This is a genomic window from Streptomyces sp. NPDC091280, from assembly GCF_044768565.1.
Taxonomy (GTDB): Bacteria; Actinomycetota; Actinomycetes; order Streptomycetales; family Streptomycetaceae; genus Streptomyces.
On sequence record NZ_JBIVUZ010000007.1, the window covers coordinates 72,206 to 93,736 of the forward strand.

20 protein-coding genes are annotated in these 21,531 nt (G+C 70.6%); 3 read left to right on the top strand and 17 right to left on the bottom strand.

The features are described from left to right. Nucleotides 1-47: 47 nt before the first annotated feature. Both ACIQPR_RS21605 and ACIQPR_RS21610 read left to right on the top strand, forming a co-directional pair. Nucleotides 48-749 (top strand): GntR family transcriptional regulator, encoded by a 702-nt coding sequence (locus tag ACIQPR_RS21605; protein ID WP_403650716.1) that lies wholly within the window; start codon nt 48-50, stop codon nt 747-749. A 206-nt stretch (nt 750-955) separates the two neighbouring features. After that, nucleotides 956-1,807 (top strand): methyltransferase domain-containing protein, encoded by an 852-nt coding sequence (locus ACIQPR_RS21610; RefSeq protein WP_403650718.1) that lies wholly within the window; start codon nt 956-958, stop codon nt 1,805-1,807. Nucleotides 1,808-1,830: 23 nt separating this feature from the next. Here ACIQPR_RS21610 and ACIQPR_RS21615 read toward each other — a convergent pair whose 3' ends face one another. The 7 genes from ACIQPR_RS21615 to ACIQPR_RS21645 form a co-directional block, all read right to left on the bottom strand. Beyond that, nucleotides 1,831-2,838 carry an N-acetylglucosamine kinase gene (locus ACIQPR_RS21615; RefSeq protein ID WP_403650720.1) on the bottom strand — a complete coding sequence of 336 codons (1,008 nt, stop codon included), beginning with the start codon at nt 2,836-2,838 and terminating at the stop codon, nt 1,831-1,833. After that, a complete protein-coding gene (locus ACIQPR_RS21620) occupies nt 2,831-4,114 on the bottom strand; it encodes a 6-phospho-beta-glucosidase (RefSeq protein WP_403650721.1) in 1,284 nt (427 codons plus the stop codon). The genes ACIQPR_RS21615 and ACIQPR_RS21620 overlap by 8 nt, the downstream gene beginning before the upstream one ends. Nucleotides 4,115-4,154: 40 nt before the next feature. Continuing rightward, nucleotides 4,155-5,018: a carbohydrate ABC transporter permease gene (locus ACIQPR_RS21625; protein WP_403650723.1), complete on the bottom strand. Its 864-nt coding sequence runs from the start codon at nt 5,016-5,018 to the stop codon at nt 4,155-4,157. Beyond that, the gene (locus tag ACIQPR_RS21630) at nt 5,015-6,013 is read right to left on the bottom strand and encodes a carbohydrate ABC transporter permease (RefSeq protein WP_403650725.1); all 999 of its coding nucleotides are present in this window, start codon (nt 6,011-6,013) and stop codon (nt 5,015-5,017) included. The genes ACIQPR_RS21625 and ACIQPR_RS21630 overlap by 4 nt, the downstream gene beginning before the upstream one ends. A gap of 2 nt (nt 6,014-6,015) precedes the next feature. Continuing rightward, on the bottom strand, nt 6,016-7,365 hold the full coding sequence (locus ACIQPR_RS21635; RefSeq protein WP_403650727.1) for an ABC transporter substrate-binding protein: 1,350 nt from the start codon (nt 7,363-7,365) through the stop codon (nt 6,016-6,018). 133 nt (nt 7,366-7,498) lie between these two features. Continuing rightward, a complete protein-coding gene (locus ACIQPR_RS21640; protein WP_403650728.1) occupies nt 7,499-8,710 on the bottom strand; it encodes an ROK family transcriptional regulator in 1,212 nt (403 codons plus the stop codon). 147 nt (nt 8,711-8,857) lie between these two features. Further along, the gene (locus ACIQPR_RS21645; RefSeq protein ID WP_403650730.1) at nt 8,858-9,547 is read right to left on the bottom strand and encodes a restriction endonuclease; all 690 of its coding nucleotides are present in this window, start codon (nt 9,545-9,547) and stop codon (nt 8,858-8,860) included. A gap of 219 nt (nt 9,548-9,766) precedes the next feature. On the opposite strand from ACIQPR_RS21645, the gene ACIQPR_RS21650 reads away from it, so the two are divergent. Continuing rightward, nucleotides 9,767-10,438: a lysophospholipid acyltransferase family protein gene (locus ACIQPR_RS21650; RefSeq protein ID WP_403650732.1), complete on the top strand. Its 672-nt coding sequence runs from the start codon at nt 9,767-9,769 to the stop codon at nt 10,436-10,438. Nucleotides 10,439-10,453: 15 nt separating this feature from the next. On the opposite strand, the gene ACIQPR_RS21655 is transcribed toward ACIQPR_RS21650, so the two are convergent. From ACIQPR_RS21655 to ACIQPR_RS21700, 10 genes are all read right to left on the bottom strand, one after another. After that, complete coding sequence (locus ACIQPR_RS21655) at nt 10,454-11,716, bottom strand: glucarate dehydratase family protein (protein WP_403650734.1); 1,263 nt, start codon at nt 11,714-11,716, stop codon at nt 10,454-10,456. Further along, nucleotides 11,713-12,621 carry a 5-dehydro-4-deoxyglucarate dehydratase gene (locus ACIQPR_RS21660; protein WP_403650735.1) on the bottom strand — a complete coding sequence of 303 codons (909 nt, stop codon included), beginning with the start codon at nt 12,619-12,621 and terminating at the stop codon, nt 11,713-11,715. Before ACIQPR_RS21660 ends, ACIQPR_RS21655 begins: the two co-directional genes overlap by 4 nt. Before the next feature lie 27 nt (nt 12,622-12,648). Beyond that, nucleotides 12,649-13,593: a carbohydrate ABC transporter permease gene (locus tag ACIQPR_RS21665; protein WP_403650737.1), complete on the bottom strand. Its 945-nt coding sequence runs from the start codon at nt 13,591-13,593 to the stop codon at nt 12,649-12,651. After that, nucleotides 13,590-14,495: a carbohydrate ABC transporter permease gene (locus ACIQPR_RS21670; RefSeq protein WP_403650738.1), complete on the bottom strand. Its 906-nt coding sequence runs from the start codon at nt 14,493-14,495 to the stop codon at nt 13,590-13,592. The genes ACIQPR_RS21665 and ACIQPR_RS21670 overlap by 4 nt, the downstream gene beginning before the upstream one ends. After that, a complete protein-coding gene (locus ACIQPR_RS21675; protein ID WP_403650740.1) occupies nt 14,492-15,820 on the bottom strand; it encodes an extracellular solute-binding protein in 1,329 nt (442 codons plus the stop codon). The genes ACIQPR_RS21670 and ACIQPR_RS21675 overlap by 4 nt, the downstream gene beginning before the upstream one ends. 307 nt (nt 15,821-16,127) lie before the next feature. Beyond that, on the bottom strand, nt 16,128-17,327 hold the full coding sequence (locus ACIQPR_RS21680; RefSeq protein ID WP_403650741.1) for a cytochrome P450: 1,200 nt from the start codon (nt 17,325-17,327) through the stop codon (nt 16,128-16,130). A 24-nt stretch (nt 17,328-17,351) separates the two neighbouring features. Beyond that, entirely contained in the window at nt 17,352-18,728 is a 1,377-nt protein-coding gene (locus tag ACIQPR_RS21685) for an alkaline phosphatase family protein (RefSeq protein WP_403650743.1), read from the bottom strand. Further along, nucleotides 18,725-19,909, bottom strand: a complete 1,185-nt coding sequence (eboE, locus tag ACIQPR_RS21690; protein ID WP_403650745.1) for a metabolite traffic protein EboE — start codon at nt 19,907-19,909, stop codon at nt 18,725-18,727. Before eboE ends, ACIQPR_RS21685 begins: the two co-directional genes overlap by 4 nt. 7 nt (nt 19,910-19,916) lie before the next feature. Beyond that, nucleotides 19,917-20,771: a TatD family hydrolase gene (locus ACIQPR_RS21695; protein WP_403650747.1), complete on the bottom strand. Its 855-nt coding sequence runs from the start codon at nt 20,769-20,771 to the stop codon at nt 19,917-19,919. Beyond that, nucleotides 20,771-21,487 (bottom strand): EboA domain-containing protein, encoded by a 717-nt coding sequence (locus tag ACIQPR_RS21700; RefSeq protein WP_403650749.1) that lies wholly within the window; start codon nt 21,485-21,487, stop codon nt 20,771-20,773. Before ACIQPR_RS21700 ends, ACIQPR_RS21695 begins: the two co-directional genes overlap by 1 nt. Between the last annotated feature and the right edge of the window lie 44 nt (nt 21,488-21,531).

Genomic DNA, 21,531 nt, shown 5'->3' on the forward strand with positions numbered 1-21,531 from the left:
TCATGGAGCTTGGTGCCCCGCGCGGAGCCTCGGCTATCTTGTATGCCATGTCACTCATGGACTCCCCTGGCTCCGACAGCCGTTCACTGGTCCACAAGGTCTACGAGTACCTCCGGGACGGCATCATCGAAGGCGAACTCCCGCCGGGCACACGGCTGCTGGAGCGCGAGCTGTCCGAGCGCCTCGACGTCTCCCGCATCCCGATCCGCGAGGCGTTGCCCCAGTTGGAGGCGGAAGGGCTGATCACCACGCTGCCCCGGCGCGGCTCGATGGTGACCCAGCTGACCCTGCGCGACATCGACGAACTGTTCAGCGTGCGCACGAGCCTCGAAGTGCTCGCCGCCCGGCTCGCCAGCGGGCAGGCCGCCGAGCGCTCCACCGCGCTGCTCTCACCCGCCTTCGCCCGCGCCGAACTCGCCACGGCCGAGGGCCGACAGGCCGAGATCGCCGCCGCGAACGCGGCCTTCCACGAAGCGATCGTGCGGCTGTCGGGCAGCCGCCTGCTCAACTCGATGATGGCGCCCATCAACGCCCGGGTGCGCTGGCTCTTCCGGCTGACCTCCGACCGGGACCCGGGCGTCCTGTGCACCGAACATCGCGAGCTGTACGAGGCGATCTGCGCCGGCGACAGCGAACTCGCCGCCGCGCTGGCCTTCGTTCACGTGGAGCGCGGCCGGCGCCCGTCCCTGGAATCGCTGGCCGGAGTGCTGCCGGCCGGGACCGACCCCGTCGAGTTCGCCAGCTCGTAGACTCATGCCGTGGCATTCATGAGCACTCCGCACTGCTGCTTCCTGTGATCGGAAGGCGTTGAGGGCGACGCTGTCGGGCGTCGCCCTCCTTGGTGTGCCTGCCGCGTGAACCACGCCTTGGCCGCTGCCCGTTGCATTCCGAGGCAGTGAGTTCTGAGCACGCGCAGGCACGATCCCCTTCCTTTCACCCCTGCCAGGAGTGCCTCGTGCCCGTGTCCCTTCCCCCTGCCCTGGAACAGTTCCTCGACCTGTTGCGCTGCCCGACATGCCGTACCCACCGTCTGCAACCCGGCCGGGGCGCGCTGCGCTGCCCGGCAGGCCACGCCTTCGACATCGCCCGGCACGGCTACGCCGCCCTGCTCACCGGCAGCCGTGCCACCAGCGGTGACGACGTGGCCATGGCCCGGGCCAGGGACCGTTTCCTGTCCACCGGTACGTACGCACCCGTCCGCGAGGCCGTGGCCCGGCTGGCCGCGGACTCCGCGCCTGAACAGGCCGCGGTGGTGGACATCGGCTGCGGCACAGGTCACTACCTGGCCGGTCTGCTCGACCGTCTGCCCGGCGCCCGTGGTCTGGGGCTGGACACGTCGGTGCGGGCTCTGCGCTCGGCGGCCCGCGCCCACGTACGAGCCGCTGCGGCGGCCTGGGACGTCTTCCGTCCCTTTCCCCTGGCCGACGGAGCGGCCGATGTCGTGCTGGTCGTATTCGCACCGCGCAACCCGGCCGAGTTCCACCGGGTGCTGCGTCCGGCCGGTCGACTGGTCGTGGCCCGTCCCACCGGACGGCACCTCGCCGAGTTGCGCGGTCGGGTGCCCGCGATGGTCACGGTCGACCCGGTGAAGGAACAGCGCCTGCACCGGGCGTTGGATCCCTTCTTCGGGGCCGCCGCCACCGAACAGGTCGAGTACACCGTGCCACTGACCCGGCAGAACGCGCTCGACCTGGTCGGGATGACGCCGAGCGCGCGTCATGTGAGCCGTGCGGACCTGACCCATGGCGATCCGTTGCCCGACCGGGTCACTGTCTCCGTGCTGGCCACCGCCTACCGGGCTCGGTGACGTGGAGCGTCGCGCCCTCGTCGCTACGGCGGCGTAGCGAGCAGCGGTGGTGGTTTCCGGTCGGCGACGGCCTCGCGGAGGCGGCGTTGTGCCGTGGTCGGGGCGCCTGCGGTCAGGAGGGCTTCCCTCAGTGCGCCCGCGACCGGTGGTACGTCGAGGACGCGGGGCTGGGCCAGTGGTGCTTCCGTGGCGAGGCGGTCGCTGATGTGGTCGCGTAGCAGGGTCTGGTCGTTCTGCAGGGTGCCGCCGCCGAGTACCACCGGTGTCGGGGTGCGCAGGAGGCGGAGGCGGCGGAGCAGGGCGGTGATCATGGCGACGATCTCGTCGCCGAGGCGTTCCACGATGCCCCGGGCCACGGTGTCGCCGGCGGCGGCCGTCGCGAAGACCAGGGGGGCCAGGCCGTGGAGCGCGGTCATCGGCAGGTCGCCGGCGGCGACGGCGAGCGCCACGGACTCCACGCTGGGCAGGCCGAAGTGGCTGGGCAGTTCCTGTCGCAGCCGGGTCGCCGGTCCCCGGCCGTCGCCCGCGCGGACGGCGGCTCCCAGACCGGCCCTGGCCACGGCGAGCCCGCCGCCCCAGTCGCCGGTGATGTCCCCGAGGGAGAGGAAGCGGGCGGAGCGGCCACGCGGATGGACCGCCGCCGCGTTGATGCCGGCGCCGGAGACGACCGCCACCCCCCAGCCGTCGGGCGCGCCGGCCTGGAGGACGGCGAGTGTGTCGTTGCGTACGAGGGTCCGCTCGGCCACCTCCAGTCGGGTCAACTGCCCGAGCGCGAAGCGTTCTTCGGTGCGCCGGTCCACGTTGGCGAGGAAGTACGCGCCGACCGAGACCGGGGTCGTGTCGGGCAGGCCGGCCTCTGTGAGCGCGTGTCGGCCCAGGCGGGCGAGTCGTTCGGTGGTGATCTCCATTCCCTCGGTGTGCGGACGGGTGCCCGCGCCGCGTACCCAGGACAGCAGCCGTCCTTCGGTGTCGGCGAGGACGAGGTCGGTCTTGGAGTTTCCTCCGTCGACGCCCACCACGAGGTCAGGCATCGGCGGCCTCGTTCGCGAAGTACCGGGGAAGATGGGGGCGGTTGGCCTCCAGCAACGCGTTCAGCAGTGCGTCCGCCAGGGACCATTCGCGGACCAGCGGGTTGGTCATGAGGGCGCGTCGGGCCACCGTACGGTCCCCGGTCAGGGCCGCCTCGACGGTGAGGGTCTCGTAGGCCGTCACCGCCTGGACCAGTCCGAGCATCTCGGGTGGCAGGGGTGGTACGGGGACCGGGTGGGGGCCTGATGTGTCGACGTGGGCGGGGACTTCGACCACCGCCTCGTCCGGCAGGCCGGTGAGGACTCCGTTGTTGCGTACGTTGACGTAGTGGTGGGCGCCGTCGCCGGTGAGCAGGCTGGTGACCAGTGCCGCGGCGGCCTCGCTGTAGTGGGCGCCGCCGCGCCGCTGGAGGAGTTCGGGCTGCCGGTCCAGCCCGGGGTCGGCGTAGAGGGTGAGCAACTCCTTCTCGATGGCGATGACTTGCTCGGCGCGGTGTGCTCCGGCCTGCTGGGCCTTCACCTCCTCGTCCGTGCGGTAGAAGTAGTGCAGGTAGTAGGAGGGGATGGCGCCCAGGTCGCGCAACGCCCCTGCGGGGACGCGGACTTGGGCGGCGAGGTCGTCGAGCGCGTCGCCGGTCAGGAGTTCCGGCAGGCGCTCCGTTCCGTCGACGGTGACCGAGCGGATCCAGGACAGGTGGTTGAGGCCGGCGTGGCCGAGCCGTACCTGGTCGGGGTCGGTGCCGAACCGGGCGGCCAGTTGCCGCTGGAACTTGATCGCCACGTTGCACAGGCCGACCGCGCGATGGCCCGCGTCGAGCAGTGCGCGGGTGACGATGCCGACGGGGTTGGTGAAGTCGACGATCCAGGCGCCCGGTTCGGCCCGGCGGCGTACCTCGGCAGCGATGTCGAGGACCACCGGCACGGTCCGCAGGGCCTTGGCGAAGCCGCCCGGGCCGGTGGTCTCCTGGCCGAGCAGGCCGAAGCGGTTCGGGAGGGTCTCGTCGACCAGCCGGGCCGCCTGCCCGCCCACCCGGAGCTGGATGAGCACGGCGGCGGCTCCGTCCACCGCCGAGGTGAGATCGGTGGTGGTGGTCAGGCGGCCGGGGAAGCCGTGCCGGGCGAGGATGCGGCGGGACAGGGCGCCGATGACGGAGAGGCGTTCGGCGTCGGTGTCGTGCAGGACCAGTTCGTCCAGCGGAAGCACCTGGGTCCGGCGGGCGAAGCCCTCGATCAGTTCGGGTGTGTAGGTGCTGCCACCGCCGACAACGGTGATCTTCAAAAGAGTGCTCCTTGGCCAACTGTGGTTGCCGTGACGGCTCTCAGCCCTTGACGCCGGTCAGGGCGATGCCCTCGACGAAGACCTTCTGGGCGAGGAAGAACAGGATCAGGACGGGCAGCAGGAACATCAGCGAGGCCGCCATCTGGAGTTGGTAGGCGTTCTGGTGGCCGTTCTTGGCGAGCTGGCTGAGGGCGACCGCGAGGGTCTGTCCGGTGTCGCTGTTTCCCGTGTAGAGCAGGGGGTTGTAGAAGTCGTTCCAGGCGTAGAGGAACGCGAAGAGCCCGACGGCGGCGATGGCCGGTTTGGCCATCGGGATCAACACCCGCCACAGGATGCGCAGTTCGCCCGCGCCGTCGACCCGGGCCGCCTCGGTGAACTCGTCGGGGATAGTGAGGAAGAACTGGCGCAGCAGGAAGATGCTGAACGCGTCGCCGAAGAAGGACGGGACGATCAGCGGCTTCAGGGTGCCCACCCAGCCGATGTGCGCGTACATGACGTACAGGGGCAGGCTGGTGACCTGGGCGGGGATCATCATCGCGGCGAGGACGACGAGGAAGACGCCTTCTCGTCCGCGCCAGCGCAGCCGGGCCAGCGCGTAGGCGACGGGCACCGAGGACAGGACGACGCCGATGGTGGACAGGCCGGCGTAGAGCATGGTGTTGAGCAGGTCGCGGCCGAAGGGCATGGCCTTGAAGACCTCGCGGAAGTTACCGAACTCCCAGGGCGAGGGCCACAACGAGCCGGTGCCGGCCTGGTGTTGGGTCATGAACGCGGTGAGCACGCCGATGGTGAGCGGGAGCAGGAAGCAGAGGGCGACCGCCACGGCCGGTGCGTGTTCGGCCAGGAGGTACAACAGGCGGCGGCCGGTGCGGGGGTGACGCTTCGTCAGGTCGAGGGTGGTCATCGGCCGCCTCCCGCGTGGTGCACGAAGCGGCGGGAGACGCGGATGAAGACCACGGTCGCCGCGAAGATGACGAGGAACAGCAGCCAGGCCATGGCCGAGGCGTAGCCGGTCTTGAAGTAGGAGAAGCCCTGCCGGTACAGCTCGGTGGAGTAGAAGAGGAGCGAGTTGGCGGGGTAGCCGATCAGGTCGTTGCTGGAGGAGGTGGCGTTGGCCGAACTGGAGGCGACGAACGCCTCGGTGAAGTACTGGAAGGTGTAGATCATCCCGGTGAGCAGGGCGAAGAAGATGACCGGGGAGATCGCCGGGAGGGTGACGCTGCGGAACTTCTGGAGGGTGCCGGCGCCGTCGAGTTCGGCGGCCTCGTACAGCTCGCGCGGTACGTCGAGCATGGCGGCGGAGAAGATCACCATGACGTTGCCGCTGGCCCACAGCGCCATCAGGACGAGGCTGGGCTTGGACCAGGCGGGGTCCGAGAACCAGCCGGGGCCGTCGACGCCGACCCAGCCGAGCAGGCGGTTGAGGGGTCCGACCGGGTTGAGCAGGACGATGAACGACAGGGCGGCGGCGACCACGGGCACCATCGACGGCAGGAAGAACAGGGTGCGGTAGACGGCCCGGCCGCGCTTGACCCGGATGATCACCCAGGCGGTGAGCATGGCCCAGCCGGTACGCAGCGGCACCATGACGACGACCATCCACAGCGTGTTGCGCACCGCGACCCAGAAGGTGTCGGACTGGGTGAACAGGGCGCGGTAGTTGCGCAGTCCGACGAACTGGACCGGACGGTAGGAGCCGGCCTGGAAGTCGGTGAGCGAGTAGTAGAGCGTGGCCGCGACCGGGTAGAGCACGAAGACGGCGAACCCGATGAGGAACGGGGAGAGGAAGGCGAGGACGACCCACCAGCGGGCGCGGTTCGGTCGGCGCCGCCCGCCCCGGGCGGGACGCGTACGCGCCGCGCCCGGGGCCTCGCCGACGGGGGCGAGTACGGTCGTCATCTCTACTGCCCGCTCTCGGAGTTGAGGCTGTCGATCTTCTTCCCGACCGTGGCCAGCCCGCTCGCGGCGCTCTTCGTCTTGCCCTGCTCGTAGTCGAGCAGGAAGGCGCGCCAGGTGTCCATGTCTTCGATGCCCGCCGGGGTCAGCGTCTTGTACGAGGAGTGGGCGTTCTCGAAGACGTCGACGAACGGCTTCCAGTGCGGGTCGTCGCGCTGGTCCCAGGCCTTGAGCGCGGCGAACGTGGTGGGGATGTTGTAGACCGTGTCGGCGAGGGTGTTCAGGAACGTGGTGTCGGTGGTGAGTTGCTGGAGCGCGAAGAACGCCTCCTGCTTGTGCTTGGAGCCCGCCGAGAGGTAGGCGACGGTGCCGAGGGTGCTGCCCGCTCCATAGGTGCCGGAGGAGCCGTCCAGGACGGGCATCGGTACGACGCCGTAGTCGAAGTCCTTCTTCTCCGAGGCGATCTCACCGACGTGCCACTCGCCGTCGTACTCCATGGCGGCGGCGCCGGTCAGCAGCGGGTTGCCCGCGTCGTCGGCGTGCGGCTGGTAGCGGCCGACGAACTTCTGCACGTTGGCCTTGCCGTAGTAGTCGATCAACCCCTGGTCCCAGGCGAGGAGTTGCTGCCACTTGGCGTCGGAGGCGAAGGTGGTCTTGCCGTCCTTGCCGTAGAACTCGGTGCCGCTGTGCGCCCCGGTGAACAGGTAGCGGTTGACGTCGTAGTCGGAGCGCGGGACGAAGCCGTAGGTCTTGATCGAGCCGTCCGCGTTCTTGACGGTCAACTTCTTGGCGTCGGCGGTCAGTTCGGCCAGCGTGGTGGGCGGCTTGGTGATGCCGGCCGCGGCGAACATCTTCTTGTTGTAGTAGAGCGCGAAGGCGTCGGTGAGCAGCGGGAGCGCGCACTGCTTGCCCTGGTAGCGGGTGTAGACGAGGGTCGCGGGCGGGAAGGTCTTCGCGGTGTCGATCTTCGCCGAGGTGAGGTACGGGTTCAGGTCGGCGACCGTGCCGTTGTAGCAGAACTTCGCCACGTCGTCGGGTGCGGAGCCGATGAACACGTCGGGCGGATCGCCCGCGGCGACCGCCTTGGCGTAGGCCGCGTCGTCCTTGTTGGGCACGAACTTCACGGTCAGCCATGGGTACTTGGCGTGCAGCCGGCCGAGGGTGGCCTTGAACGCGGCGACCTCGTTCGGGAGGTGGTTGAAGGTCCAGACGGTCACGGTGGTGGCCTTGTGCGAGGCACCGGCCGAGATCGCGGAGTCGGGCTGGGAGGAGGTGGTTCCGGTCGACGTACAGCCGGCCAGCAGCAGTACGCCGGCGGCCGTGACGGCCGTAGCCCCGGTGATAGGTTTGAACACTGATCGTCCTTCCTCGGAGATGGCAATTCCCTGGGTGACGGATCGGTCGGTCGATCGGGCACGGCAATGCCCGGTGACGTGAGCGGCGGCGCTGTCCGGCAAGACGGCGTCGCCGCGTTGTTTCGTGCGGCGGTCAGGACAGAGACGTGGGCTGCTCTGTCTGCGGGACGGGAGTGGTGGCGGCGGCGAAGGCGGCCTCGCGGGCCAGCTCCGCCGACATGGTGGTCGCTCCGGAGAGCACGGCGTCCGGGCCTAGGCCGGAGGCGACGACGGGTGGCCGGAAGGTGCTGAAATCGGCCAGGTGACGGGCGACCGGTTCGAGGAGCAGGTCGCCGTTGGCGCCGATGGCGCCGCCCAGCACGATGAGTGCCGGGTCGATGAGGGGGACGACGCAGGCCACCACGTAGGCGACGCTGCGGGCGGTGTCGTCGACGATCTCCAGCGCGCCCGGGTCTCCGGTGCGGGCGAGTTCGAAGACGGTGCGCGGGCTGCCGTCGCCCGGCAGTCCCAGGCGCCGGGCGCGGTCGCTGATGTAGCGGGCGCCCAGGTGTTCCTGGACGAGGTCCCGGCGCTGTCCGGGCGGGGCGACCATGCGGTCGCTGGGCAGGTAGCCGGCCTCGCCGGCGACTCCGGTGGCGCCGCGCCGGACCCGGCCGTCGACCACCAGACCGAGGCCGAGGCCGACGCCGAGGCTGACGAGGACGAAGTCGTCGGTGTCGGTGCCGCGGCCGTGGGTGCGTTCGGCGAGCGCGGCGAGGTTCACGTCGTTCTCCAGGACCAGCGGCACCGGGATCGCCCGGCCGAGCGCCTCGCCGAGTCCGCGTCCCGCGTCGGGCAGTCCGGCGGCGTACGACAGGTGCCGTCCGTCGGGGCCGACGGCGGCGGGCAGTCCGGCGACGACCTGGGTGATCTCGGGGAGCGGTCGGCCCACCTGTCCGGCCAGGTCCACGCAGATGTCCAGGATCTGCGCGACGAGCGCGTCGGCGCCCAGGTGTCCCCGCTGCTCGGACTCGGCGCTCGCCCGCACCCGGCCGGTGACGTCGGCGACGGCGGCACGGATCTTGCGGTGGCCGACGTCCACGCCGATCGCGAAGGCGCAGTCGGCGTTGACCCGGTACTGGGCCGGCGCCGGGCCCTTGCGGCCGGTGACGGGGCCGACCTCGGTGATGACCCCGCGCTCCAGCAGCAGCGCGACGGCGGCGGCCACGGTGGGCCGGGACAGCGTGATGCGTCCCGCCAGGTCGGTGGTCGTGACCGGGCCCGCCTCGTCGATCGCCTCCAGCACGGCACGGCCGTTGAGCGAGCGCAGCAACCGCTGCGGGCCTGCTGGATAGCGGCGGGTCACGGGGGCCTCGTCTCGATATGCGAGCCTGTAAGAAAGAAAGTTGTTTATTTATACGCGCGCCGATGGCCGGAATCAACCCTTCGACCGCACCGCGCCACCCAGGCATCGCGCGAACCTCCGCCGGTGGGACGAAAGGCGCGCGCCGACTCAGGCGGGCGAACGCCGTGTCGTCCCGTCGCCGCGCCCGTTCAGCGGGATCAGCGTCTCCAGACGGGCTCCCTTGACCCACGATCCGAGCAGGTCCCGATGCATGGCCACGATGTCCTGACGCACCGCCAGCCCGAGCGCGGCCCTGGTGAACGTACGGCAGGTGGTGACGAACAGGGCGACGTCCGCGCCGTGTTCGGGGCGGGCGGTGCCGACGAACTTCTGCATGTCCTGCGAGGACACGCTGCGGTGCGGCGCGTACTTCTTGCACTGGACGACCAGTTTGCGGCCGTCCGCGAGATAGCCGACGACGTCGGCGCCCAGGTCGCCGCTCCTGCCGCTGACGACGACCCGCGTACAGCCGTCCCGACGGCACAGCTCGGCGACGTAGCGCTCGAAGTCCTGCCACGACAACGTGTCGACCTCCGTCATCGACAGTTCCCGCGCCTTCGCCTCCTCCTGCGCGCGCCACTGGCGGTCCTGGCCGACCGCGAGGTGGTGGGCTCGCCACAGTCCCCACCCGGTGCCGCCCACCACGGAGAGGGCCAGCAGCGTCACGAGGACGGGCCAGACCGCCGCCCAGTTCCCGGCGACCCAGATCGCGGCGACCGCCGCAACTCCCGCGCCCCACGCCTGTAGTTGCCTGCGCGTCCGCTTCTTCAAGCGCCGACGTCGTCGTCGTAAGGCCATCGCTCCCCCAGGTTCGCGCCCCGCCCGTGAACCGCAGTGTGAGAGGCCTGTTCGGCCCCGACAAGAGGGCCTCGGCGGTGAGGTCGGCGGGCGCGACCGGCCCGGCCCCGCACCTAATTGAGTACGCGCACTCATGCCCGGAGCGATCCGGCCACGTGACGATACGTGCCGGACCACACCCACCGGGCCGCGCCCGGCAGACCAGGGAGCCAGCAGCACGTGCTCAGCGCCTTCGCCCGTACCGTCGTACCCCTTCTCGGCCGCCTGACCGTGACCACGGCAACGTCCCGTGCCGTCGCACCCGGCAGCATCGTCGCCCCGAACCACACCTCTCTGGCCGACCCCGCACTCGTCCTGGCCGCGCTGCACCGCTTGGGCACCGAGCCCGTCGTCCTCGCCACGGCAGGGCTGTGGAAGGTGCCGGTTCTCGGTGGCCGTCTCAGCCGCGAGGGGCACATACCGGTTCACCGGGGCAGCCGGAGCGCGGCGGCGGCGCTGGACCTGGCGGCCGAGGCGCTCGCCGCCGGGCGGGTCGTCGTGCTCTATCCCGAAGGCGGACTCCCCCGGCGCCGGGACCCGGCGGACCGCGAGCCAGGCGTCTTCCGTACCGGTCTGGCCCGGCTCGCGCTCGCCACCGGCGCACCCGTCGTCCCCCTCGGGCACGCCGGAGCCCGCCGGATCGTCTCCGGCCCCCGGATCAAACAGCTCACCGGCATCGCCACCGCGCCCCTACGGCGCCCCGACCTGCACGTCCACCTCGGCGAGCCGGTGCGCCTCACGGGCGACACGGCCGAGGCCACCGCACACGCCCGCGCAGCCGTGCACGACGCGTGGCGACAGGCCGTCAGCCGACTGCCGTCGGCCCCGCGCACGTCGGTCCGGGCCGGGTGAGCGAGCACCCTCCGCTCACCAGCGAGGCAGCCTGAGCTCGTAGTCGGGTTGGACGCGTCGCATGTAGCCGGTGTCGTCGCGGGTGCGCATCCCCGAGTCCAGGTAGAGCCGGTGGAGCCGTTCGAGGGCGTCGTGGTCGAGTTCCACGCCCAGGCCCGGTCCGGTGGGGACCTCGACCGCGCCGTCCTTCAGCTCCAGCACCCCGGGGACGACGATGTCGTCGGCCTTGTTCCACGGGTAGTGGGTGTCGCAGGAGTGGTCAAGGTTGGGGATGGCAGCCGCGACATGTGTCATGGCGGCCAGGCTGATGCCCAGGTGCGAGTTGGAATGCATCGACAGGGGGATGCCGAACGCCTCGCAGACGGCGGCCAGTTCACGGGTGCGGCGCAGCCCGCCCCAGTAGTGGTGGTCGGTGAGCAGGACCTGGATCGCGTTCTGTTCGATCGCGGGCTTCAGGTGTTCCCAGGCGATCACGCACATGTTGGTGGCCAGCGGCAGCGGTGAGTCCTTCGCCACCCGCGCCATGCCGGGGATGGTGGCGGTCGGGTCCTCCAAGTACTCCAGTACGCCGTCGAGTTCACGTGCCACGTAGGACGATGTGTCCGGTGTCCAGGCCGTGTTGGGGTCGAGGCGCAGCGGCTGCCCGGGGAAGGCCTCGGCCAGCGCCCTGATCGCGGCGATCTCCTCGTCCGGCGGGAAGACACCGCCCTTCAGCTTGAACGAGCGGAAGCCGAACCGCTGTTGCATCAGCCGGGCCTGCTCCACGATCCCGGCGGGGTCCAGCGCCGCGCCCCAGTCGTCGCCCACCGCCGGCCGGCCGTCGAGGGCGGGATGTTCGGCCCACTTGTAGAAGAGGTACGCGGCGAAGGGCACGCGGTCACGGACCTTGCCGCCGAGCAGGTCACTGACCGGGCGTCCGAGCAGCTTGCCCTGGGCGTCGAGGCAGGCCACCTCAACTGCGGAGGTGGTCCAGCCGCGTTCGTGCGCGCTGGGCACGGTCGGCAGCAGCACCTCGTCGATCGCGGCGGCCAGGGCCGTCGTGTCGAAGACGTCCCTGCCCACCACGGCCTTCGCCGCCGCCTCAAGTCGCTCCAGCCGGACCGCCCCTCCCGTGGACTCCCCCAGCCCCACCGTGCCGTCCTCCAGCACGAGTTGGAGCACGCATCGCAGGGCCAGCGGTTCGTGGACGCCGTTGGAGTTGAGGAGCGGCGGGTCGCGGAAGGCGATCGGGGTGACGATCAGTTCGCGGATGCGGGTACCTGTCGTAGTGCTGTTCATGCGCCCAGCACCTCCAGACCGTGGTCGATGAGCTTGGACAGTCGGGCCGTGTGTTCGGGGGTGGGGTCGCACAGGGGTGCCCGTACACCGCCGACGTCCAGGCCCCGGATGGTCACTCCGGCCTTGACGAGGGCGACCGCGTATCCGGGCACCTCATCGCGGAGGGCGACGAGAGGGCCGTAGAACTCGTCGAGGAGGGTGGTGATCAGGGGCTCGTCCGCGGTGGCCAGGGCGCGGTGGAAGGCGAGGGCGATCTCGGGGGCGAAGGCGAAGACCGCGGAGGAGTAGAGGCCGACGCCGATGCCCCGGTAGGCGGGGGCGGTCATCTCCGCGGTGGGCAGGCCGTTGAAGAACTGGAAGTCGTGTGTGCCGGGTACCGCGCGGACGGCGCGCACGATGCGGTGCATGAGTTCGATGTCGCCGATGCCGTCCTTGAGGCCGACGACCTTGGGGAGGGCCGCCAGGCGTGCGGCGGTGGCCTCGGTGAGGCGGGCGGTGCCGCGCTGGTAGAAGACGCACGGCAGTTCGGCGGCGGCGGTGACCTCCTCGGCGTAGCGCAGCAGGCCCTGTTGGGGTGCGGTGACGAGGTAGGGCGGCAGCAGGAGGATGCCGTCGGCGCCGGCGCGTTCGATGCGGGCGGCCTGGTCGCGGGCGACCGGGACGGGGCCGCCGGCCGCCGCCAGGACGGGCACCCGGCCCGCGGTCACGGTGACGGCCACGCGGGTGGCCCGCTCGATCTCCTCGGGTGTCAGCGCGTGGAACTCGCCGGTGCCGCAGGCGACGAAGACGCCTCCCGCGCCGGCCGCGACGCCGGACTCGATGTGCCGTGCGAGCAGTTCCTCGTCCAGTGAGCCGTCCGGGGCGAACGGCGTGACCGGGAAGAAGAGGACTCCTTGGAACTTCATGTCTCCCTCGTATCCGGGGTGGTTCGGTCAGCCCTTGGTGGCCCCGGCGGCGATGCCGGAGACCAGCGAGCGCTGGAGGAGCAGATAGACGATCAGGCTGGGCAGGAGTGCGACGACCGCGCCGGCGAGGACGACTCCGGAGCCGACCTCGGGGTCGGTGCGCAGGATGGAGAGGGCGACGGTGACCGTGTAGTCGGTGGGGTCCTTCGCGGCGATCAGGGGCAGCAGGTACTGGTCCCAGATCATGATGAAGCCGAGGACGCCCGCGACTCCGAGGGCCGGCTTGCACAGCGGGAGGATGACCTGCCACAGCATGCGCAGTTCGCCGACCCCGTCGATGCGGGCGGCCTCCTCGATCTCGGTGGGGATGTCCTTCATGAACTCGGTCAGCAGCATGACCGAGAAGCCCCAGGCGCCCAGCGGCAGGATGACCGCCCAGACCGTGCCCTTCAAGTCCAGCCCCACGACGGGGACATGGCCCAGGACGAGGGACAGCGGGATCGCGATGACCTCCTCGGGGAGCATCATCGTCAGCATGAACAGGGTGAGGATCAGGGCCTGGCCGCGGAAGCGGTGGCGGGCCAGGGCGTAGGCGGCGAGCACGGAGACGGCGAGTTGGAGCAGGAGTCCGCCGCCCGCGATGACCAGGGAGTTGGTGAAGTAGTCCCAGATGCCGCGCTCACCGGCGACCCGTACGTTCAGCAGCGTCGTGTGGTGCGGGAGGAAGGAGAGCGAGGAGCCGCTCGGGTTGGTGCTGAGGGCGCCGGAGACGATGGTCAGGAACGGCGCGGCGAAGACGGCCAGGGCGATGGCGCAGAACAGGATCCGCAGGGCGAGACCGGCTCCGGGCCGGTCGCTCCAGCCGAGCGCGGTGTCGAAGCGGGCGGGTGTCGTCCGCGCCTTGTCGGTGGTGCGGCGCGTCCCGGCGGCCGATGCCGGTGTCCGTACGGGGTCGATGGCGGGTGCGCTCATCGCACGTCCCCCCTCTTGCGGAAGTAGTTGACGGTGACGGTGAGCAGCAGGGTCACGCAGAGGAGTACGACGGAGGCCGCGGAGGCGCCGCCGATGTCGTTGCGGGTGAAGCCGAGGGTGTAGGCGCGGGTCATCCAGACCTCGGTGGAGCCGGCCGGGCCGCCGCCGGTGAGGACGTAGACCTCGGTGAACACGCGCAGTCCGCGGATGGCGGCGAGGGTGAGGACGATGCCGAGGGCGGGGCGGATGGCGGGCAGTGTGATGTGGCGCAGCCGCTGCCACAGCGAGACGCCGTCCATCGCGGCGGCCTCGTACAGGGACCGGTCCACACCGGCGAGTCCGGCGAGGATGATGACCATGTTGTAGGGGGCGGCGATCCAGATGCCCATGGCCATCGTGGCCCACAGGGCGGTACCGGGGTCGTCGAGGAACGGGACCGGTCCAATGCCGACGATGCCGAGGGCGTGGTTGATGAGGCCGTCGGAGGTCGGGTAGTACATCAGCCGCCACAGCTCGCCGACGACGGCGGTCGCGGTGACGACGGGCAGGAAGACGGCGGTGCGCACGATCTTCAGGGAGCGGGCCTGGCCTTCGAGGAGCAGGGCGAGGGCGAAGCCGACGACGATGGCGCCGAGCGACTGTCCGATGCCGAGGAGCAGGGTGTGGCCGACCGCGTCCTGGAAGCGGTGGTCGGTCAGGACCCGGGTGTAGTTGTCGAGGCCGACCCACTTGTCGCCGAGGAAGGGCCGCACCTTGAAGAAGCTGAGCCAGATGCCCTTGCCCATGGGCAGGAACTTGAAGACGAGGGCGAGCAGCAGGCCGGGGGCGAGGAACAGCCAGGGCAGCACGGCCTTCCTGGAGAGGCCTCTGCCGCGCGGGCGTGTGGTCACGGTGGCGGTCATTTCAGCAGGTCCTGGTCCTTGAGGTCACCGGCGAGGGTGTCGTTCAGCTCCTTGAGTCCGGAGCGGACGTCACTGCCGCAGTACGTGAACAGGGCGTTGAGGGCGTCCGCGGTGTCCTGTTTGATCGGGGCGAAGTCGGGCGCGTTGGGGAACTGCTCGGAGGTGTTCTCGTAGGCCTTCTGTACGACGCTCCAGCGGGGGTCGTCGCGTACCTTCGCCGCGTCCAGCGTGGTGTTGACGGGGATGCGGACGACCGGCTGGTTCTTGCCGGTCATGGCCAGGCGCTGTCCTTCGGGTGAGACGAGGAAGGCGGCGAGCGCCTGTTCCTGGGCGGTCTTGCCGGTCTTGGCGCCGAAGTAGATGTTCTCGCCGTCGGCCAGCACGTCGGAGCCGGCGGGACCGGCGGGGGCCGGTACGACCTCGAACTTGTCCTTCCCCGGCGTCACGTCGTAGGTGGCGATGTTGTACGGGCCGGTGAGGTACATACCGGCGTTGCCGTCCTGGAAGTTGGTGGCGGTGCCGGTGATGGCGCTCACCGCGCCGGGCTGGATGACACCGTTGTCGCCGCAGAAGAGGTTGTCCTTCAGCCAGGTGACGGTGCGGACGGCCGCGGCCGAGTCCATGGCGGGGCGGTAGCCGCCGTCGCCGTCCGGCTCGATGATCTTCGCGCCGCCCTGCCAGAGGAAGCTGGCGCCCCACCAGGCGGCGTAACCGTTCTGGGCGCTGCCGGGGACGACCATGCCGTAGGTGTCGTTCTTGCCGTCGCCGTCCGGGTCCCGGGTGGCGAAGGCCTTGGCGACGGAGAGCATCTCCTGCCAGGTGGTGGGCGCCTTGAGTCCCAGCTTGCGCAGCCAGTCCTTGCGGATCATCAGGGTCTGGGCCTGGCGGGAGTACGGGATGCCGTAGTGCTTGCCGTCCAGGCCGACCGTGGAGGACCAGGTCTTGGCGCTGATCTGGTCGTGGCCCGTGATCGTGTCCGGGTCTATGGCCTTGAGCAGGCCCTGGCTCTGGTAACTCCCCATCAGCGCCGTGTCGTTGATCATCACGTCGGGGAGGTCCTTGGTGGAGGCCCGGCTCTGGAGCTGCTGGTCGAAGTTGATGACCGGCTGGTAGTCGATCTTGATTCCGGTCTTCTTGGTGAAGGCGGCGAAGACGCGGTCGTACGTGGCGGCGGGGTCGGGATTGCTCCGGGTCCACACCTCCAGGGTGTTCGGGTCGCCGGAACCCGCCGAGTCCGCACCCGAACCGCAGGCGGCCGTCCCGAAAGCCAGCCCCGCGACAGCGAGGACAGCGACCAGGCGGCGACTTCGTCGGCGAACGCCCATGAGCACCTCCGTTCATATCCATGAACTTACTTCACGGATCTAAATGATCGCCCAAGCTACGAATCGTTACGTTCGCATGTCAATACATGACTGGGAGATTTCACCGAGGTTCTGCACCTTGTCCGACAGGTCGAACGAAGGGGGCTGTCGAGGAGGCGGGACGCGGCGCGGTCACAGCACGCGGCACATCGCGAGTGCAACCGCTCGCGTCACGCCTGCGAGCGGTTGCACTGTTCCGTACGGCTGTCGCACGACTGCCTCGCGGCACCACAGAAAGGTGCCCGCCCGATTCGCAGCCGCGACGTTCTCACCAGGCCACGGGCAGCTCCCGTACGCCGTGCACGGCGCGGCCCTCGAAGGCGTACTCCTCCGCCGCCGAACCGACGAGCCTCAGCTCCGGCAGCCGCTCGAACAGCATGGGCAGGGCGATCTGGAGTTCGGCGCGGGCCAGGGACTGGCCGAGGCAGTGGTGGAGGCCGTGGCCGAAGGCCAGGTGCTGGCCCGCGTCGCGGGTCACGTCGAGGGTGTCCGGGTCGGCGAAGGCGGACGGGTCGCGGTTGGCGGCCTGGAGCGCCACCACCACCCCGTCGCCCGCCCGGACGGTGACGCCGCCGATCTCGACGTCCTCGGTCGCGATCCGGCGCAGCCCGACATGGACGATGCTCAGGTACCGCAGGAGTTCCTCCACCGCGCCCGGCACGAGGTTCTTCTCGGCGCGCAGCGCGGCCAGTTGCTCGGGGTGGCGCAGGAGGGCGACGACGCCGAGGGAGAGCATGCTCGCGGTCGTCTCGTGCCCGGCGATGAGGAGTTGGACGAGCATGCCCGCCGCCTCCGCCGCGGTCGCGTCGCCGGTGGCGACCCGCTCCACGGCGAGTTTGCTCATCAGGTCGTCCCCCGGCGCGCCGGCCCTGGCGGCCAACTGCTGCTGGAGGTAGCCGAAGAGCGCCGCCCAGCCGGCCCGCATCGCCTCCGGTCCGGCCGTGATCGTGGCGAAGGCGGACGCCTGACGGTGGATGAAGTCCCGGTCCTCGTACGGCACTCCGAGCAGTTCGCAGATAACGAGGAGCGGCAGCGGAAGGGTGAAGTGCTCGACGAGGTCGGCGGGTTGCTCCTGTTTGAGCAGTCCGTCGAGGAGTTCGCCGGTGATCCGGCTTATGGCGGGCCGCAGTTGCTCCACCCGCCGGAAGGTGAACTCGGGAATGAGCATCCGGCGCAGCCGGGTGTGGTCGGGCGGGTCCATGGCGAACAGCTGGCCGGGGGTGACCGGCGGGGTCGTCGGCTGGAGACCGGGAAAACCCGGCCGGATGTTCTCGGAACTGAACCGCGCGTCGCTGAGCACGGCGCGGGCGTCCTCGTTCCGGGTGATCAGCCAGGGGTGGTTGTCGCCCCAGAGCGTGATGCGGACCGGGGACTGTTCCCTGACCCATCGTCCGTATTCCGGGGCCGGATCGAGCAGCGGGCGGTCGAGGGGCAGGGACGGTGGAGTGTCCGTGGAGGAGGAGAACATGGGGGGCTCCCGTGGTGCGGTGGGTCAGGGGGTGGTGAGGCCGGCCAGGGCCAGGAGGAGGTCCTTGACCTCGGTCGCGTCGATCTCGGCGCGGGCGGGGCCGGGCCGGGAACAGAGCAGGACGGGGGTGTCCTGGGGGTCGTCCGGCAGTCGGCCGTGGCTGCCGCGGACCCCGGACGGGTCCAGGGGGACGGTCTGGATGCGGTAGCGCATCCCGGCCTTCTTGCGGACGACCTGGCCGATGGCGCGCGCCTTCACTCCGGGGACGGTGGGGTCGTAGAGGAGTTCGGCGGGGTCGTAACCGGGTTTGCGGTGGATCTCGACCTGGCGGGCGAAGTCGGGGGCGCGGTCGTCGTCCAGCCAGTAGTAGTACGTGAACCAGGCGTCCGGCTCCGCGACGGCGACGAGTTCGCCCGCCCGGTCGTGCGCGAGACCGTGCTCCCGCTTGCCGTCCTCGTCCAACACCCGCTCGACGCCAGGGAGTTCACCGACGATCTTGGCGACCGTCGCGGTGTCCGCCGGGTCACGTACGTAGATGTGGGCGACCTGATGGTCGGCCACGGCGAAGGCCCGCGAGGTCCACGGGTCGAGGTATTCCATGCCGTCCTGGGTGTGCACTTCGAGGAGTCCGGCGCGGCGCAGGGCCCGGTTGATGTCGACCGGCCGGGAGGCGGGCGCGATGCCGTACTCGCTGAGGATCACGACCGTGGCGTCCTCGTTCCTGAAGTGGTCCAGCAGAGGGCGCAGCGCGTCGTCGAGCCGTCGTGCCTCGCGGGCCGACTGCGGAGAGTCCGGGCCGGTGCGCTGGGGCTCGTAGTCCAGGTGGGGCACGTAGACGAGGGTCAGGTCGGGGCGGTGCTCGTCGAATATCTGGCGGGCCGCGGCGAGGATCCACTGGCTGGAGGGCATGCCCGCGTTGGGTCCCCAGTAGGTGAACAGGGGGAACGGGCCGAGCCTGTCGGTGAGTTCGTCGTGCAGGGCGGGCGGCCAGGTGTAGCAGTCGGGTTCCTTGCGGCCGTCGGAGTAGTAGACGGGGCGGGGGGTGACGGTGAGGTCCACGTCGGCGCCCATGGCGTACCACCAGCAGACGTTGGCGACCTTGTAGTCGGGTGCGGTGCGGCGCGCGGTCTGCCAGATCTTCTCGCCGCCGACCAGGGCGTTGTGCTGCCGCCAGAGCAGGACCTCGCCCAGGTCGCGGAAGTACCAGCCGTTGCCGACGATCCCGTGTTCCGAGGGGGGTGCTCCGGTGAGGAGGGTGGACTGCACGGTGCAGGTCACGGCGGGCAGCACGGTGTTCAGGCGGGCCTGGAAGCCCTGTTCGGCGACGGCCGAGACGGCGGGCATGTGGCGCAGCATGCGCGGGGTGAGGCCGACGATGTCGAGGACGACGGTTCTGGTCATGCGACGGGTTCCGTTCGTGCGTGGGGGGTGAGGCCGATTTCTTCGAACCGGCCGCGGGTCCAGGCGAGTTCGGCGGCCAGACCGGCGACGAGACCCGCGCGGTCGTACGGCCGGAGGCGTTCCGGGAGGACCGACCAGGTGTAGGTCTCCACCTCGACGTGGTCGCAGACCGCTTCCGGGCCGCCGAGCAACTCACCGAGGAACGTGGTGAGTTCGGGGGTAGTGGTGCGCAGGGGTGGTTCGGGTTCGGTGTGCAGCGGTGCGTGGAAGTGGACGCGCCAGGCCGAGCCGGGGTCCAGTCCGCCGGCCAGGGCCTCGGGCAGGTCGTCGACCCCGGTCACGGTGCCGCCCGGGGCGGTGCGGGTCTGGTGCAGGAAGCGGGGTTCGGCGAACCGGGCCAGCGCCCGCCGCGCTTGCGGGTCCGCCGGGTCGTCGGCCTGCACGGCGCTGGACGCCTGCACCTTCACGACGGGCAGACCGGCGTCGGAGAGCCGTCGCAGTGCGGCGGCCGGTTCCTCGAACTGGACGGCCAGGTGGCAGGTGTCCACACAGACACCGAGGAACTCCGGGTCCAGTCCCCCGAGTTCGCGGGCGGCCTGGACGGTGTTCTCCACCACGCAGCCGGGTTCCGGCTCGAAGGCGACCCGGATCGTACGGCCCGTCTCGCGCTCCACGTCGGCGAGTTGGACCGCGAGCCGGTCAAGGGCCCGGCGGGCGGTGTCGCGCGCGTCGTCCGTCCACGGGGTGCGCCAGGCCAGGGGCAGGGTCGACACGCTGCCGCGCCGCGCGTCGTCGGGCAGCAGCTCCGCCAGCACCCGGGCGCAGTCGACGGTGTACTCCAGGCGGGCGGGGTCGGTCCAGTCCGGCAGATAGACGTCCTTCTTGACGACCTCTTGATGGAATCCGCGGTAGGGGAAGGCGTTGAGGGTGACGGTCTCCAGTCCGCGTGCCGAGAGTTCGCCGCGCAGGCGTCGTACGGCGTCCGGGTTGGAGGAGAGTTCGGTGACCACGTCCCGGGCGAGCCACAGCCCGACGCCGAGCAGGTCGGCGCCGAGGGATTCCCTCACCGGCTCGGTGCAGTCGGCGAGTTGGCCGATCACGCCGTCGAGGTCCTCGGCCTGGTGGACGTTGCTGCAATAGGCGAGATGGACGGTCGTGCCGTCCGGATGCCGGAAGCGCACGGCGGACTCACTCCCCGCCGCGTTTGATCGAGTTGCCCTGGAACAGCGCCGAGTCGTCCACCTTGACGTCGGTCAGATCGAGTCGGCCGCTCTGACCGTAGAAGTCCACGGGGTTGCGCCACATGACCTGGTCGACGGTGTCGTCGTCGAATCCGGCGGCGAGCATGGCGTCGGCTGTCTTACGGGTCTTGAGGGGGTCGCTACGGCCCCAGTCCGCGGCGGAGTTGACGAGCATCCGGGCGGTGCCGTGCTCCTGGAGGATGCGCACCATGCGGTCCTCGTCCATCTTGGTGTCCGGGTAGACGGAGAAGCCCATCCAGCAGCCGCTGTCGGCGACCATCGACACGGTGAGTTCGTTGAGGTGGTCGACGAGGACGTGCTCGGGCGGGATGCCGGACTCCCGGACCACGTCGAGGGTACGGCGGGTGCCGACCGCCTTGTCCCGGTGCGGGGTGTGCACGAGGACCGGAAGCCCGTGCTCGACGGCGAGTTGGAGTTGTCGGGCCAGCGCCTCGTCCTCCTCGGGAGTCATGGAGTCGTAGCCGATCTCACCTACGGCCACCACGCCGTCCTTGGCCAGGTAGCGCGGCAGGACGTCCAACACCCCGGCGCAGCGCGGGTCGTTCGCCTCCTTCGGGTTGAGGGCGATGGTGCAGCGGTGCTGGATGCCGAACTGCGCGGCGCGGAAGGGCTCCCAGCCGAGCAGCGCGTCGAAGTAGTCGGTGAAGCTGTCCACCGACGTGCGCGGCTGCCCCAGCCAGAACGACGGTTCCACCACCGCGCGGACACCGGCCGCGTACATGGCCTCGTAGTCGTCGGTGGTGCGTGAGGTCATGTGGATGTGGGGGTCGAAGATGCGCATCAGAGAGCTCCGTTGTAGGCGGCGACGGCCTGGTCGGCGGCCGTTCGGCGGGCGGGTACGGGCGAGTCGACTTCCGCCGGGAGTCCCGAGGCCTCCCAGATCCCGGGGTGAGCGCGCACGACCGGCCAGATGTCCGTGGGGACGGCCCGGCCGGCGGCGACCCGTTCGTGCGCGAAGTCGGCGAGCATACGGGCGAGTTCACGGTCGGCGCGGTCTTCGAGCCCGGCCACCCGGTCGAGCGGCACAGAGCAGAAGACGCACTTCAGTACGGCGTGCCGGTAGCCGTCGGCATCCAGGTGGCGTGCCGCGTACGGACCGACCGCGGCCTCGACCAGATGGGTGTCGTTGCTCCGCAGCGCGCTGCGCACCAGCGGCAGTCCGAGGTCGGCGAAGGTGGGATCGGCGTCCTCCAGTGCCGCCAACGACCGCAGTACGGCACGCTGTTCGGCACTGTCGCCGTACCGGTGCAACGCGGTGATCTCCTCGGCGAGCGCTGTGCCTCGCACAGGGAGGGCGGCCAGCAGTCGGGCGCGGGCGGCGTCGGCGACCGTCCAGCCGTCGACGAGCGGCTCGCGCCCGCAGTGCCTGCCGACCGCGGGGAAGAGGGCGGCGAGCGCGGACGGGTCGCGGGTGACCCGCACGACCGCCTCGGCGAGCCACACCCGCGCTTCCGCGGTGAGCTGTCGATCGAGAGCGACGGGAACGGATGGGTCCACGAAGCGGACCTCCTTGCTGCGTGGGGGTACGGCAAAGGCCGTAT

Coding starts and splice junctions, on each gene's coding strand:
- ACIQPR_RS21605 (WP_403650716.1), top strand. CDS start 48: ATGTCACTCATGGACTCCCCTGGCTCCGACAGCCGTTCACTGGTCCAC.
- ACIQPR_RS21615 (WP_403650720.1), bottom strand. CDS start 2,838: ATGCCTGACCTCGTGGTGGGCGTCGACGGAGGAAACTCCAAGACCGAC.
- ACIQPR_RS21625 (WP_403650723.1), bottom strand. CDS start 5,018: ATGACCACCCTCGACCTGACGAAGCGTCACCCCCGCACCGGCCGCCGC.
- ACIQPR_RS21630 (WP_403650725.1), bottom strand. CDS start 6,013: ATGACGACCGTACTCGCCCCCGTCGGCGAGGCCCCGGGCGCGGCGCGT.
- ACIQPR_RS21645 (WP_403650730.1), bottom strand. CDS start 9,547: ATGGCCTTACGACGACGACGTCGGCGCTTGAAGAAGCGGACGCGCAGG.
- ACIQPR_RS21655 (WP_403650734.1), bottom strand. CDS start 11,716: ATGAACAGCACTACGACAGGTACCCGCATCCGCGAACTGATCGTCACC.
- ACIQPR_RS21660 (WP_403650735.1), bottom strand. CDS start 12,621: ATGAAGTTCCAAGGAGTCCTCTTCTTCCCGGTCACGCCGTTCGCCCCG.
- ACIQPR_RS21665 (WP_403650737.1), bottom strand. CDS start 13,593: ATGAGCGCACCCGCCATCGACCCCGTACGGACACCGGCATCGGCCGCC.
- ACIQPR_RS21670 (WP_403650738.1), bottom strand. CDS start 14,495: ATGACCGCCACCGTGACCACACGCCCGCGCGGCAGAGGCCTCTCCAGG.
- ACIQPR_RS21675 (WP_403650740.1), bottom strand. CDS start 15,820: ATGGGCGTTCGCCGACGAAGTCGCCGCCTGGTCGCTGTCCTCGCTGTC.
- ACIQPR_RS21680 (WP_403650741.1), bottom strand. CDS start 17,327: ATGTTCTCCTCCTCCACGGACACTCCACCGTCCCTGCCCCTCGACCGC.
- ACIQPR_RS21685 (WP_403650743.1), bottom strand. CDS start 18,728: ATGACCAGAACCGTCGTCCTCGACATCGTCGGCCTCACCCCGCGCATG.
- ACIQPR_RS21695 (WP_403650747.1), bottom strand. CDS start 20,771: ATGCGCATCTTCGACCCCCACATCCACATGACCTCACGCACCACCGAC.